14 protein-coding genes are annotated in these 13,863 nt (G+C 30.4%); all 14 read left to right on the forward strand.

The window, feature by feature from the left end; genetic code table 11:
- The first annotated feature begins 62 nt into the window (after nucleotides 1-62).
- The 14 genes from BX611_RS15265 to BX611_RS14725 all read left to right on the forward strand — a co-directional run bounded on the left by BX611_RS15265 (nucleotide 63) and on the right by BX611_RS14725 (nucleotide 13,751).
- The gene (locus BX611_RS15265; protein WP_262510569.1) at nucleotides 63-191 is read left to right on the forward strand and encodes a hypothetical protein; all 129 of its coding nucleotides are present in this window, start codon (nucleotides 63-65) and stop codon (nucleotides 189-191) included.
- 20 nt (nucleotides 192-211) lie between these two features.
- A complete protein-coding gene (locus BX611_RS14665; RefSeq protein WP_115882726.1) occupies nucleotides 212-511 on the forward strand; it encodes a hypothetical protein in 300 nt (99 codons plus the stop codon).
- A gap of 18 nt (nucleotides 512-529) precedes the next feature.
- On the forward strand, nucleotides 530-2,320 hold the full coding sequence (locus BX611_RS14670; RefSeq protein WP_115882728.1) for a helix-turn-helix domain-containing protein: 1,791 nt from the start codon (nucleotides 530-532) through the stop codon (nucleotides 2,318-2,320).
- 104 nt (nucleotides 2,321-2,424) lie between these two features.
- Nucleotides 2,425-3,279, forward strand: coding sequence for a CPBP family intramembrane glutamic endopeptidase (locus BX611_RS14675; RefSeq protein ID WP_115882730.1), 855 nt, complete (start codon nucleotides 2,425-2,427; stop codon nucleotides 3,277-3,279).
- Nucleotides 3,280-3,484: 205 nt separating this feature from the next.
- Nucleotides 3,485-3,949 carry a cupin domain-containing protein gene (locus BX611_RS14680; RefSeq protein WP_240325005.1) on the forward strand — a complete coding sequence of 155 codons (465 nt, stop codon included), beginning with the start codon at nucleotides 3,485-3,487 and terminating at the stop codon, nucleotides 3,947-3,949.
- Between the two features lie 92 nt (nucleotides 3,950-4,041).
- On the forward strand, nucleotides 4,042-4,533 hold the full coding sequence (locus BX611_RS14685) for an RNA polymerase sigma factor (RefSeq protein ID WP_115882732.1): 492 nt from the start codon (nucleotides 4,042-4,044) through the stop codon (nucleotides 4,531-4,533).
- Complete coding sequence (locus BX611_RS14690; RefSeq protein ID WP_115882734.1) at nucleotides 4,523-5,119, forward strand: hypothetical protein; 597 nt, start codon at nucleotides 4,523-4,525, stop codon at nucleotides 5,117-5,119. The genes BX611_RS14685 and BX611_RS14690 overlap by 11 nt, the downstream gene beginning before the upstream one ends.
- A gap of 108 nt (nucleotides 5,120-5,227) precedes the next feature.
- Complete coding sequence (locus BX611_RS14695) at nucleotides 5,228-6,628, forward strand: alpha/beta hydrolase family protein (RefSeq protein WP_162880056.1); 1,401 nt, start codon at nucleotides 5,228-5,230, stop codon at nucleotides 6,626-6,628.
- A 207-nt stretch (nucleotides 6,629-6,835) separates the two neighbouring features.
- On the forward strand, nucleotides 6,836-7,795 hold the full coding sequence (locus tag BX611_RS14700) for an NAD(P)-dependent alcohol dehydrogenase (RefSeq protein WP_115882738.1): 960 nt from the start codon (nucleotides 6,836-6,838) through the stop codon (nucleotides 7,793-7,795).
- Between the two features lie 33 nt (nucleotides 7,796-7,828).
- Nucleotides 7,829-8,686, forward strand: coding sequence for an alpha/beta fold hydrolase (locus BX611_RS14705; protein ID WP_115882740.1), 858 nt, complete (start codon nucleotides 7,829-7,831; stop codon nucleotides 8,684-8,686).
- 109 nt (nucleotides 8,687-8,795) lie between these two features.
- On the forward strand, nucleotides 8,796-9,053 hold the full coding sequence (locus tag BX611_RS14710) for a hypothetical protein (protein ID WP_115882742.1): 258 nt from the start codon (nucleotides 8,796-8,798) through the stop codon (nucleotides 9,051-9,053).
- A 372-nt stretch (nucleotides 9,054-9,425) separates the two neighbouring features.
- Nucleotides 9,426-11,000, forward strand: a complete 1,575-nt coding sequence (locus tag BX611_RS14715) for a hypothetical protein (protein WP_115882744.1) — start codon at nucleotides 9,426-9,428, stop codon at nucleotides 10,998-11,000.
- A 30-nt stretch (nucleotides 11,001-11,030) separates the two neighbouring features.
- Nucleotides 11,031-12,182: a radical SAM protein gene (locus BX611_RS14720; protein ID WP_115882746.1), complete on the forward strand. Its 1,152-nt coding sequence runs from the start codon at nucleotides 11,031-11,033 to the stop codon at nucleotides 12,180-12,182.
- Between the two features lie 408 nt (nucleotides 12,183-12,590).
- Nucleotides 12,591-13,751 carry a sialidase family protein gene (locus BX611_RS14725; RefSeq protein ID WP_115882748.1) on the forward strand — a complete coding sequence of 387 codons (1,161 nt, stop codon included), beginning with the start codon at nucleotides 12,591-12,593 and terminating at the stop codon, nucleotides 13,749-13,751.
- Nucleotides 13,752-13,863: the final 112 nt, after the last annotated feature.

Consider the following 13,863-nt stretch of genomic DNA (forward strand, 5'->3'; position numbering starts at 1 on the left):
TATCTAAAAAGCACGAGTTTAATAAGCTCTATGTGCATATTATGTGTTTAATGAAATATCTATTGAATACTATTCAACCTAACAATCAGTTTACAACGCGTTTAAATGAGTTATTTATTAAATATCCCAATGTTGAACCTAATGTATTAGAAATAAAGCCTGATTGTGATAAAGAACCATTATGGCAATAGTTTAAAACACCTAACTGCTTATGCAAGAACACCTCAAAATAAACATACTAAATTTTAAATGGCCAAGTAGCACACCTACCGATAGCTATCCATTTCCAATAAAAATAAAAATGAGCAGTCTAGATGAAGATGCATTTGAAGATGTTGAGGTCACTGAAGAATTATTAACACAAGTATATCAATTCAGTAGAATGTATTGGAAATCCCTACGGCAGCAAAACGTACCTATCACTATAAAGTATCCCGAAATGATTGTACAAATAGTGCCGCTTTTTAATACCGGCATCTCTGAATATGCTAAAGATAAATTAGGTTCCTAAAGAAATATTATTAGAATTATGATAATAAATAACAAAAAATCAATAGCTGTACTACCATTTCAAAATATGAGCTCCAATAAAGAAAACGAATATTTTTGCGATGGTTTAACGGAGGAAATAATAAATGCATTAGCAAAAATTAAAGAACTATCAGTAACATCTCGTACATCTTCATTTTATTTTAAAGGCAAAAAAGTGACAGCAAAGGAAATAAAAGAGAAGCTTAATGTGGCTACATTTATTGAAGGTAGTGTTAGATTGTCTAAAAATAATATGCGCATAACTGTACAGATGATAGATACTGTTGAAGATTTTCATTTTTGGTCAGAAACCTTTGATAAAAATCCAGAAGATATTTTTCAGATACAAGATGAAGTTAGCTTATTTATTGCAGAAAAATTGCGCGAACATATAGGTCATCTTGAAATTGAAGAAAAATTAGTAGCACCTATAGATGTACCAGTAGAAATTTATAGAGAATATTTGAAAGGAAGATATTATTTAATGAAATTTGATTATGAAAATATAGTTAAATCCTTCTCAATATTTGATAATATTATCAGAAAGGAGCCTAATTTTCCTAATCCATACTTAGATGTCAATTTAGGATATGCTTATATGGGTACTTTAGGCTTGCTACCTGCTTACGAAGCCTTTCAGAAAGCGCAACCATATTTACAAAAAGCTATATATCTTGACCCTAATTCAGCCAGAACGCAATTAAACTTATCATATATAGAATGCTGGCAAAAGTGGGATTTACAGAAAGCTTATGAACATGCAAATAACGCTTTAGATTTTCAACCAGCAGATGATATTTACCTTACCATTTCTAACTATTTAACTGTTGAAGGTAAATTAGATTCAGCACAAAACTATTTAGATAAAGCATTACAATTAGATCCTTTTTCTGCAATGAATCATCATTATAAAGGATTCTTACTTTATCTTCAAGAAGAATATAAGAATGCAATACCTTATTTACAAAAAGCTTTAGAGTTAAACAGCTCTTTACCTTTTCCACCATTATATATAGGGGAATGCTTGTTTTTAACTGGTAAACATCAGGATGCGTTAACCTATTACAAAAATTTAGAAGGAGTTCCAGTAACTGACCTTACTCAACTGGGTGGTTTGGCAATGTGCTATGCTATAATGAACGATCTTGAAAAATGTAATGAAAAGATAAAAACATTGGAAAACTATTTAGCATCTGAAAAGATGGATAAGGCTTTTAACTTCTTAATTTTAGTAAATGTATTATTAGGTAATTACGATAAGGCAATAGATTTTGTAGAACAAGCTTTTCAAAACCATTTGCCTTTAGTTTTATTGTTAAATACTGAACCTATTGTAAAGCCAATAAAAAACCTCGAACGTTTTAAAAACATTATGCTAAAAGCAATTCCTGATAATGTAAACTATAAGCAGAAAAAAAAGTATAAACAAGCATTACTGAATAGTGATGAAATTGAGAAGTACACAAAAGACTTAGAGCAGATTATGATGGATTATAAACTATATTTAAATCCAGATCTTTCTTTAAAGGATCTATCGTCTTACTTAGAACTTCCCGCAAATTACGTCTCTCAATTATTAAACCAAGGTTTTGATAAAAACTTCTCAGAATATGTAAATACCTTTAGACTAAATGAGTTTAAAGAGCGTGTTCTTTTAGAAGAAAACAAAGCGTTGACCATTATGGCCGTAGCTTACGATAGTGGTTTTAACTCTAAAACAGTGTTTAACACCTTTTTTAAAAAAATGGAAGGCACAACACCAAATACTTACCTTAAAAATATCAATTAGAATTTGTTCTGATTTTTAAAATAGAACGTTTACTTTTTGGCTTTTAAGTATTTTTGGTACACAGAAACATACGACATACATAATATTAATTAAAATAACATCTTATGATCAATTCAATACCAAATAAGAAAGATGCCTGGAACACTATTTTTATATTTTTAGGAATAGTGACGGTTTTAAGCAGCATCTTTCATTATGCCATAGTAAATCTATATCCTTCAAGTACATATATAGGAGGTCTAATGTGGTGTCCAGCTTTGGCGGCTTTTTTAACTTTAAAAGTAAAAGGGAGGTCAGTACGTTCGTTACCATGGCAATGGGGTGATTGGAAATACATTAAGTTGTCCTATCTCGTTCCTTTTTTATATGTATTGGGGACCTATATCCTTATTTGGGTATTTGAATTTGGCAACATGGCAAGTTCAGAAACTGTTGTGGAATGGGCAAAAGAATTAGGTTTGGTAGGCATAGGCTCTTTATCTCCTTTTGCAGCAACCATCATAGCTATAGTTTTAATGGGCTCAGTAGGCGTTGCAAGAGCGATGGCTACCACCTTAGGGGAAGAGATTGGCTGGCGGGGATTCTTTATTTATGAACTACGAAAAGTAATGTCATTTAAAGGCGTATCATTATTTAGTGGTTTTATATGGGCATTGTGGCACTGGCCGATTATTGTGTATTATGGTAATAATGTAGTTCTGGAATTAGCATGCTTTTTTGTAGTGATTATATCTATGTCATTTATTATGACGTATTATACGTTTAAGTCTAATAGTTTATGGCCAGCAGCTATTTTCCATGCTGTTAGTAATGTGTATGTACAAAAAATATTTCCACCATTAACTGAACAAGTTGAAGGTAGTGAGTATTGGTTAGGAGAAAATGGAATTATGTTTGCTGTGGTAACACTTGTATTTGGTCTTATGTATTGGAAAAAAGGAATTAAAGAAAAACTATAAATAGATGTTAATCAAAAATATCATTTGTAAAGGACCTAACGAATAACCTTGGTAATCCTGCTAATTAGTTGTGGATTTGAACTCAGTAATTAAAATTTAAAAAATAATTTTACTTTTAAGTGTATTATATTAGCAACAATAACTTCTTTTAGTAGCTATGTTAGAATTGGAGATTTAACTGGAATAAGTAACAGAAACATAAACAATGGCGAGCATTATGTTTTACTTGAAAGAGAAGTCGAATCTATTGCTAAATCTGAAAAAAGATGCTCTTAAGGCTGTTGATAATATAACAAAAGAGTATAAAAAGGAGTTTTTAAGAAATGTTAAAATATATATAAAAAGTAATGGTAAAAAAGTGAAAGTTGTTGGAGAGGTAAATGCAGAATACGTAAAATTGGTTAAAATAAAAGGAGAAGAAATCCCTTGGCACATTCATGGTAATGAAGACGAGTTATTTTATATCCTTGAGGGAGTACTTCTAATGAAATTAGAAAATAAACCAAGTTTTACAATGAAAAAAGGAGACTTATTTGTAGTTCCAAAAGGAGTAAACCATAGATTTTCTTCAGTTAAAGAGTGTAAAATTATTCTGATTGAAAGTAAAACTACAAAACATACCGGTAATAAAGTATTAAGCATTACAAAAAACATAAATCAACAATTCTAATTCTAAGGTTTTAGGGGATAAATAAAAAAAATTAATTTTTTTTGTGATTTTTTAAGTACTTCAAATACTAATAGCGTGTAATTTATATTTTGATGCGTACAAAAAAGGAATTTATTAAAGATATAAAAGTGAACGAAGGTATTATCTATAAAGTCTCAAGACTTTATACCAATACTGTTGAAGACCAGAAAGATTTATTTCAAGAAATAGTATATCAACTTTGGAAATCATATGGTTCATTTAAAAAAGAATCTATGGTAAGCACCTGGATGTATCGTATTGCATTAAATACTGCTATTAGTCATTTAAAAAAGGAAAAAAGAAAAGCAACTCGAGTAACTATAGATCATTTTCTTTTAAACCACCCCGATGATATAAATACTGAAACAGAAGAACGAATTGCTCTTTTATATGCGCATATAAAAAAACTCAGTATGGTAGAAAGAGGTATTATACTTCTTTATTTAGAAGGAAAAAATTATGATGACATAGCTGCAATTACAGGTTTTACAAATACCAATGTTGGTACGCGATTAGCCAGAATTAAACAAAAATTAAAATCTCAAATTAACAATGGAAATTGAAAATATGAAATCCCTTTGGGAAGATATGAGTCAGAAAGTTGACCAACAAAAAATATTAACCGATAAGTTAATTCTTGATATGACTAAAGAACGTTATGACAGTAGAATACGTAGTATCTCGGTTCCAGAGACCGTAGGCGCTTTAATCTGTTTTGCTGCTGTCATTTACCTCGTTAGTAATTTTAGTTTACTAGATGTGTGGTACCTGGAACTATCGGGAGTTCTTACAATAGTTGCTTGTATACTATTACCTGTTCTTTCATTAAAATCAATTAAAAGAATGAAGGGTATAAATATTTCTAAAAGCACGTATAAAGATTCATTAGCTAATTATGCTAAAGAAAAAGCAACGTTTATGCAACTACAAAAAACGAGTTTTTATACTAGTTTTATAGTATTGATACTAGCTGTTATTTCTTTTGGCAAAATCATGAAAGGTATTGATTTATTTACAACAACAGAAAAACTGAATTGGTTAGTTCCTTCAGGAATTGGTGTCTTATTTATATTCACACAATGGGTCTTAAAAAAATATAAAAAAGCAGCTGATTCGGCAAATGACATACTAAAGGAATTAGAAGAATAATCCTATCAACATAATTTAATCACAAACAATATCGTAATGATTTCTATTCTGAATTTTATTCAGACAGGGAGATTACGTTCAAATTCTAACAAAATTAAAACTTATAACATGAAAAAAATATATACATTACTAACCATACTTTTTCTCTCAGTAGCAAGCTATGCTCAAGACATTTCTGGGTTATGGAATGGAACAGTAAACATCAGCGAGGACAAATCCATTAACTTTATTTTCAACATAGCATATATAGGAACAGACTATGTAACTATTATTGATATTCCATCTCAAAGAGTATCTGGTTTAAAACCTCAAAAAACATTTTTAGAAAATGGTGTTCTATTTATTGATGGAGCAAACTTGGGAATAAAATATCAAGGAACGTTTAATAAAGACCTTCAACAGTTTGAAGGAAATTTTACAGAAGGAGTTAATGTGCTTCCTTTAAATTTGAAAAAAGGAGATATCAAACCTGAAAAAACGACTAAAAGACCTCAAGAACCTGTAAAACCTTATCCTTACCTAGAGGAAGACGTAGTTTTTGAAAATACAGAAGCTTCTGTGTCACTTTCTGGTACCTTGACATTGCCAAAGAAAAAAGGAAAATTTCCAGTCGTTATTTTAATTAGTGGCAGTGGTCCTCAGGATAGGGATGAAACAGTAGCCAATCATAAACCTTTTTGGGTACTTGCAGATTATTTAACACGTCAAGGCATTGCTGTGTTGCGCTATGATGATCGAGGTGTGGGAAGTTCAACAGGAAGCTTTAGCAATGCTACAACAAAAGATTTTTCTACTGATGTACTTAGTGCTGTTGATTATTTAAAATCAAGAAGGGATATCGATGTAAATAATATTGGTTTAATAGGTCATAGTGAAGGTGGTATTATTGCACCATTGGTTGCCAACCAAACAAAAGATGTTTCTTTTATAGTATTACTTGCATCAACAGGAATTCCCGGAAGTGAAATATCACTGATACAAGCAACAACCATGAGACCTTTTCCTGTGCCAGATGAAGCAGCTTACGAGCAGGCCATCAGAAAAGCGATTACAATTGCAGCATCATATAAAGAGTTATCGGTAATAAAGAGCGAACTTTCTACTCATTACAACGCCACGATAGCTCCCATATTAAAGCCTTTAGTTGGAGATGATACGAAGGTTTCTCAGATCATTAACGGATTGATTGAAACGAGAACCACACCATGGATACGCTATTTTTACAACTATAACCCTGCTAATGAAATTGAAAAATTAAGCATCCCTGTATTATCTCTAAACGGGACAAATGATACACAAGTATCAGCAGAAATAAATCAAAAAGGCATTAAGGATGCATTGATTAAAGGAAAAAACAAGGACTATAAAATATTACAATTGGAAGGTTTAAATCACTTTTTTCAAGAAAGTAACACTGGTAAAATGGATGAGTATAGTGCTATAGAACAGACGTTTTCTCCTTTAGCGCTCAAAGAAATCTCAAATTGGATTATTCAGCACATGAGGTAATTGATGAGCCATCCGAATAAAAACACATTTCTACTTTAATCCAAAAACTCAGATAAAAATTCTGTTATTTCAAAATAAAGGAAAAGGTTATACCTTACAGCTAGTAACCGATATTATGATTGAAGGTATGACCAAATTTGTACTGATTTTTAAAGTAGAACATTTAATCTTCTAAACATCTGCAACTTTGCCGTAAATTAATTCATTATGAAAAAAGCAGTTTACACATCTTATGGCTCACCAGAAGTTATTCAAATTATTGATATTGAAAAACCAATACCAAATCCTCACGAAGTTTTAGTTAAAATTAAGGCTTCTTCAATTACAAGAGCAGACACCATGATGCGTCAAGGAACACCAAAATTTGGCAGATTAATCATAGGGCTTTTTAAACCCAAAAACACTGCTTTGGGTACTGGGTTTTCAGGTGTTGTGGAATCACTAGGTAATAAGGTTACCAAATTTAAAATAGATGATGAGGTTTTTGGTGAAAAACTTTTCAGCAATGGTACAAATGCTGAATATCTATGTATTTCTGAAGATTCGATAATAACCTTAAAGCCACATAATATTTCGCATAAGCAGGCAGCACCTATCTGTGATGGTTTTTTAACATCTTATAGTTTTCTAAGGGATATAGGTAAGCTAAAGCAGGGACAGCATATTTTGGTGAACGGGGCTTCAGGAAGTCTAGGCACTGCAGCCGTTCAATTGGCAAAAAACATGGGAGCTACTGTAACCGGTGTATGCAGTACTAAAAATGTAGATTTAGTAAAATCAATAGGAGCAGATTATGTGATTGACTATACAAAAAATGATTTTACCAAAATGAGAGATTATTTCGATATCGTTTATGATTCTGTGGGCAAAACAAATTACAGTAAATCCAAAAAAACTTTGAAAGCAAATGGAATTTTTATGACACCTGTCTTGGGCAGTAATGTTTTATGGTATTCAATTATTTCACCAAAAAGAGTTAAATTTTCAGCAACAGGAATTAGAAAACAAAGGGATTTAAAAATGTTGCTAGCTGAATTAGTGACGTTTTTTAGCCAAGGGAAACTTAATACTGTTATAGATAAAACATACAAATTAGAAAATATTATAGAGGCACATAAATACCTTGAAAGTGATCATAAAGTAGGAAATTTAGCAATCGTTAATTAACCATTTATCATCAATCAAAAAACGTACAGATCAATGTTTTTTAAATCAAAAGAAGGGAAGGAAACAATCCTTGAGCTTTATAATCAAAAGCTAAAAGAACTTTCTGTAGATTATTCTGAAAAATTACTGGAAACAAAATTTGGTAAGACCCATGTAATAATCGTCGGAGAGGTTCATTTACCGCCACTTATGCTAATACATGGCACAGGAGGTTGTGCACCTTTAATGCTAGAATCATTTTCAAACTTATCTTCAAAATATTGCATTTATGCTATAGATGTACTGGCACAGCCAAACAAAAGTGCTGAAAACAGGTTGGATATGAAAACGCTGGATTACGGAAAATGGCTTATAGAAGTCATCATAAAATTAAGACTAAAAAACGTCACTTTAGTAGGGTTTTCTTTTGGAGGCTTCATAAGTTTAAAAGTGCTGGAGCTTAACGAAACCTCAATTAAAGAAGTGTTCCTAATAGCACCTGTATATATTGTAAACGGTAATCCGTTGGTTAATTTATGGAAGCTGTTCATCCCTTTAAAAAAGTTTATAAAAACACATGACAATAAAAAGATAAAACGAGCCATGGACGCGCTTTTTTCAGAATATGATGCCTTTACATTGCAATTTTTAGCAAGTACATTTCAGCATTGCCATATAGATTTCTCTCCTTTACCTATAATATTAAAGCAGAGGGCAAATAGTATAAAAACACCAATTACCATTTTTGCGGCAAAAAAAGATATCATGTTTCCAGGTATTAAAATGATAAAAAGAGCTAAAAGAATTTTTCCTTCATTAAAGGAAACGGTATTGCTAAAAAACGCTAAACATGTACCTAACAATAAAGATTTTAAACTAATAGAAAATATAATATTAAAAAGATTAGACTAACATTTAACCATTTTAAAAAATGAAAGTAAAAGTACAGTTCTTGATAGTAACGATATTAATTTTATAGTTGTTGGAATATCAAACAAAAACAACTAAATATATTTGACTTATGAAACGACGTATTTTTCTGTCTATAATTTACTTGATATTATCTTGTAAAAACAATAATCATCCTCATAAAATAGAACCAAGTATTAATACCGAAAATTTAGTAGCCATACTTGATACTATTTGGAAAACCGAGCAAGAACCCACACGACTAAGAGATTCTATTGGAACAGCATTGGGTTTTGAATCTGATGCGTTTAAAAAACAAAACGACATTTATCATAAAAACCACGAAATTAACGAGAAAAAAGTATTATAGATACTAGATTCTCATGGTTGGCCAAATAAAAACGTAATAGGTGTCCAACTAAAACTTAACAAGTTATAAAATCACATAAAATAATGATTTTTAAAACATTATAGTTGTAATCAATAAATTAATTATTTTTTTTGTATATTTAAGTACGCATTTTTTGAGTGAAATGCATCCATTTCATGCCATTAACTGAATTTGGCCTATGTCATAGCTTCATCCCATAATTATTTTAAACTAAAACATGTAATTATGAAAAGCTTTTTTTCTTATTTCCGTTTATACTATTGCCAAAAGCAATTAAAAAAATTAAATTCATATCTATTTTTAATACTCCCAATCATAACTCTTTTCCTGTTTTCTTGTGGGAATAGGTATATGAATAAAAAAATAGATTTAGAAAAAAATGATAAAATAACTGTTCTCCAAAAATATAAGGCTAAAAAGTATTTTATCCTACACGATCAACAATCAGACACTCACCTTTACAACGTAATATTGGATGAATTTAATAAAAAAATTAAGGCGCAAACATCTGAAATTGATGATTTACATACATTTTATAAACCAGTAGCTGGAGAAAAATCACATTCGTACAAAAAAAAGTTAGGCGATCCTAAATCAGAAATCCATTTGTACTCGAGCTCCCCAATTTATACTGACGCAAAAAATATTGTTGATATTCCACTTGATAAAATAGACAGTATTATTGTTCATGAAAGTGATACCGGTCATGAAGTATTAAAAGTGGTTGGTATAACAGCTGGAACTTTAGTAGTAGTAACAGCTTTAGTTGCAGCTTTAAAAAGTTCTTGTCCTTTTGTTTATTCAAATGACGGAACATTGTTCACTTTTGAGGGTGAACTTTACCCAGGCGCCATTAGACCCTCAATGGAACGAAACGACTATTTTCAATTGAAACATATTAAAGGAAAAGAAAATAGCTATCGTATTAAAGTATCTAATGAACTCAAGGAAATTCAATATACAAACAGTTTAAACTTAATTGAAGTTTTACACCCTGAAAATAGTGAGGCTATGATTGACCAGAACGGAAAAATTCATACAATTAAAAACCCTATTTCTCCTTTTGAAATGATTGTTGGAAACCAACCTTCTAATCCTGAAATTGTTGAAGATTCAGATAATAATTCTTTCCATTTTAATGCTATTACAGACAGTTTTGAATTTCAAACATTGAAATTAAAATTCAATCGCCCTCAAGAAAAAGATAAGGTAAAGCTCGTTTTACGACTCAAAAACTCCTATTGGCTGGATTACACATTTGGAAAATTTTATAAAAAATTTGGAAGCTCATTTAATGAGTTTCAGAAGAAAAACAGAAACCAACCCTATGAAAAATCTTTAAAATGGATGAAAGAACAAGGTATACCATTGGAAATCCTTATAAGAAATAATGAGGAATGGACGTTGGTAGAATCCTTAAATATGGTAGGTCCACTTGCATTTAGAGATATCGTAGTTCCTATAGACCTAAAAAGCAACTCATTTAAGCCTCTTGAAATTATGCTGAGATGTGGATTTATGTTTTGGGAAGTAGATAAAGTTGCTGCTGATTTTTCTGAAAATTTACCTGTTATTGTAAACAATTTGAAGCCTTTTAGAGCTATTGATCAAGATGGGAATGATGTTTTAAAGTTCCTAACTGAAAAAGATGATCAATATCTTGTACAACCAAATATTGGAGATCAAGTTTACGTTAGTTTTAAAAATAATTCCGAGGATTTAAAAGATGGGAAAAAAACTATTTTCCTTGAAAATAGAGGTTATTATGAATATATAAGAAATTTTTCTGGAACCTCTAATAAGTTAGAATTAATGACCTTCAGAAATCCAGGAACTTTCACGAAATTTTCAGAAAAAATGTACTATGACTTCATCTCCGGAGAACAAGCTTTAGAAGAACTCGCAATTTTTGATATAGCAAAATAAAAGGAAACACGGTCTAAATTTTATATAAATATGGCAATAAAAATTTTGTTTGGAAGGCAGGTTTTCGCTTTTCGCGTAAAAATGAGATGGTATATTTTCATCCTTGCATTGTCCTCTTATAAAAATCCAATAACTGCTATAAAAGGGTTAATGTATTTGATTAAAATTAGAAAAAATGTGAAAGGAAAGAAAGTAATTAAAAAACTCGTCTATCATGAAGGAGCATATTACTTTGGAGCTTATGTTCCTCCTTGGAATAGCAAACTCTTCAAGCATTTTGTGATCGACAAATTAAATAAGTTCAAACCAACCAATTTAAAGTCTAACAGGTTTAACAATATCTTTTTTGCCATCACAAAAAAATGCCCCTTGCAATGTGCTCATTGTTTTGAATGGGATGAATTGAATAAAAAAGAAGTTTTGGAGCTTGACAAGATTTTTGAAATTTTGAAAAATTTAGAAGAATTTGGATTTAACCAATTAATACTTTCTGGAGGTGAACCAATGACCCGACTAAAATGGGTTTATAAAATACTATCTCATCTGAAAAACAACGTAAATTGCTGGATTTTTACATCAGGATACAACTTAAACAGAGAAAATGCTATTAAATTAAAAAATGAAGGACTTAAAGGAGTTTTTATTAGTCTAGATCATTATGAAAAGGAAATTCACAATGAATTTAGAGGAAATGAAAAATCTTATAATTGGGTGATAAATGGTGTTAATAATGCTAACCAAGCTGGCCTATTAGTCTGTCTTTCTGTTTGTATTACTAAAGAAATGGCTAACAAAAAAGATTTAATGAATTATATGTCACTTGCAAAAAAATTGGGTGTCGCTTTTGTTCAGTTTCTAGAGCCCAAAGCGGTTGGCCATTTTAAAGGAAAAGATGTATTGTTAAATGATACACAAATTGAATTATTAGAAGATGTTTACCAGTTATATAACACGGATAAAGACTATAAAAAATATCCGATTATTATGTATCATGGATATCATCAACGTAGAATAGGGTGTTTTAATGCTGGGCATACAGGTTTATACATTAATACAGATGGAAATTTAAATGCCTGTCCATTTTGTCATTCAGATGAAAATAACGGAAATTTTAATATTAAAGAGCAGATAAACCAAATTGTTGAAAGAGGATGTGTTGAATATGGTGCAATTGAGATGTGATAATCCCCCACTCTTTTAATTCCCGTCTCAATCTTTTCAATTAAAACTTATGAGATTTAGGGTGTGAAATTTTCGAGCTGATTTTCATTAAAAATTTTACAACTAATTACAATTTCTTAATATTCAACAAGAAAAATCTATTAAACGCACTTAAAACTTTATTTATCAATATTTTAAAAATTCAACAAAATTAAAAATAACACTTTTTTTATAGGACAGATACTCGTTTATTTAGGTAAAATTACCAGAAAAGCTACTATAGAAGATTTATTGGGTACTATTTTTGCTAATTTTTGTATCAGAAAACAAATAGTTAGTGATATTTATTTTATATTAAACTTATTGAAAATGTTGGTAAAGAACATTTATTGTTCTTCGTTTTCTAAAATCAGAAAAAATTAAAAATAAATGATTAAAAAAATTAATATTCTATATTTTCTTTTTATAACTATAGCATTTTATGCACAAAAAAATACAATCCCTTTTAAAGTAAATGCTCTTTTTGATTTGACTAATATTGAAACATTAGGACTTACTAATGCTGAAAAGAAAGAAAATATTACCATATTTTCACCACAAAACAATGAAAATAAATACAATCACGGAGTTGTTTTATTTCCATTTAAAGGAATGCTTTATGCCCAATGGCAAAGTTCTTCTAAAGATGAAGATGGTGCTGATACACAAGTTTTTTACTCAAGAAGTACAGATGGTAAACAATGGAGTAAACCCAAAGCTTTAACAAACAAATATAAATATGGAATTAAAACTAGCGGAGGCTGGTGGAGCGATGGTGAATTTTTAGTGGCATATATTTGTGTATGGCCAAATCAAAAAAATACCCTAAAACAAGGATATACTGAGTATGTTAAATCTACTAATGGCATCAATTGGGAAACTCCAAAGCCTCTTTTAACTAAAAAAAACAAACCTATACTTGGAATTATTGAACAGGATATTCATGCATTGCCTAATGGCAGACTTATTACTGCTTTTCATATGCAACCCGGATTAATTGCAACCCCATTTTATTCAGATGATCCTTTGGGAATATCTGGTTGGAAAGCTGGAAAAATGAAAAACTTACCATCTAGAAAAGGAATAAGTAGAGAAATTGAGCCAAGTTGGTTTTATAGAAAAGACAGTGCCATAGTAATGATTTTTCGAGATCAAAATAGTACTTTTAAAAAATTAGCTGCAGTAAGTAAGGATAACGGTTTAAATTGGACAACACCTCAAATTATTGATACTCCAGACTCTAGAGCAAAACAAAGTGCTGGTAATTTACCTGATGGAACTGCATTTATGGTTAACAATCCTTCAGGAAACAAAACCAGGTATCCACTTGTAATAACGCTTAGTAGAGATGGTTTTGTATTCAACAAAGCTTATTTATTACGAAGTGGCGGAAAGGATCTTCAACCAATGAGATACAACGGTAAATATAAACGAATTGGCTACAGCTACCCTAAAAGTGTAATTTGGAATAATTATTTATATGTTTCTTATGCCACAAATAAGGAAGATGTGGAGCTAACTAGAATTCCAATTTCCAGCTTAATATATTAGTAATAATATTTAAGGTCTAATACTTATTTACAACCCGAAATTTAAATATAAGATGTCTTTTCTAAAAACAAAATCTACTATATTTGCGCAAATTATAAGATAAATCCTGAAA

The organism is Lutibacter oceani, from assembly GCF_003384935.1.
Classification (GTDB): domain Bacteria; phylum Bacteroidota; class Bacteroidia; order Flavobacteriales; family Flavobacteriaceae; genus Lutibacter; species Lutibacter oceani.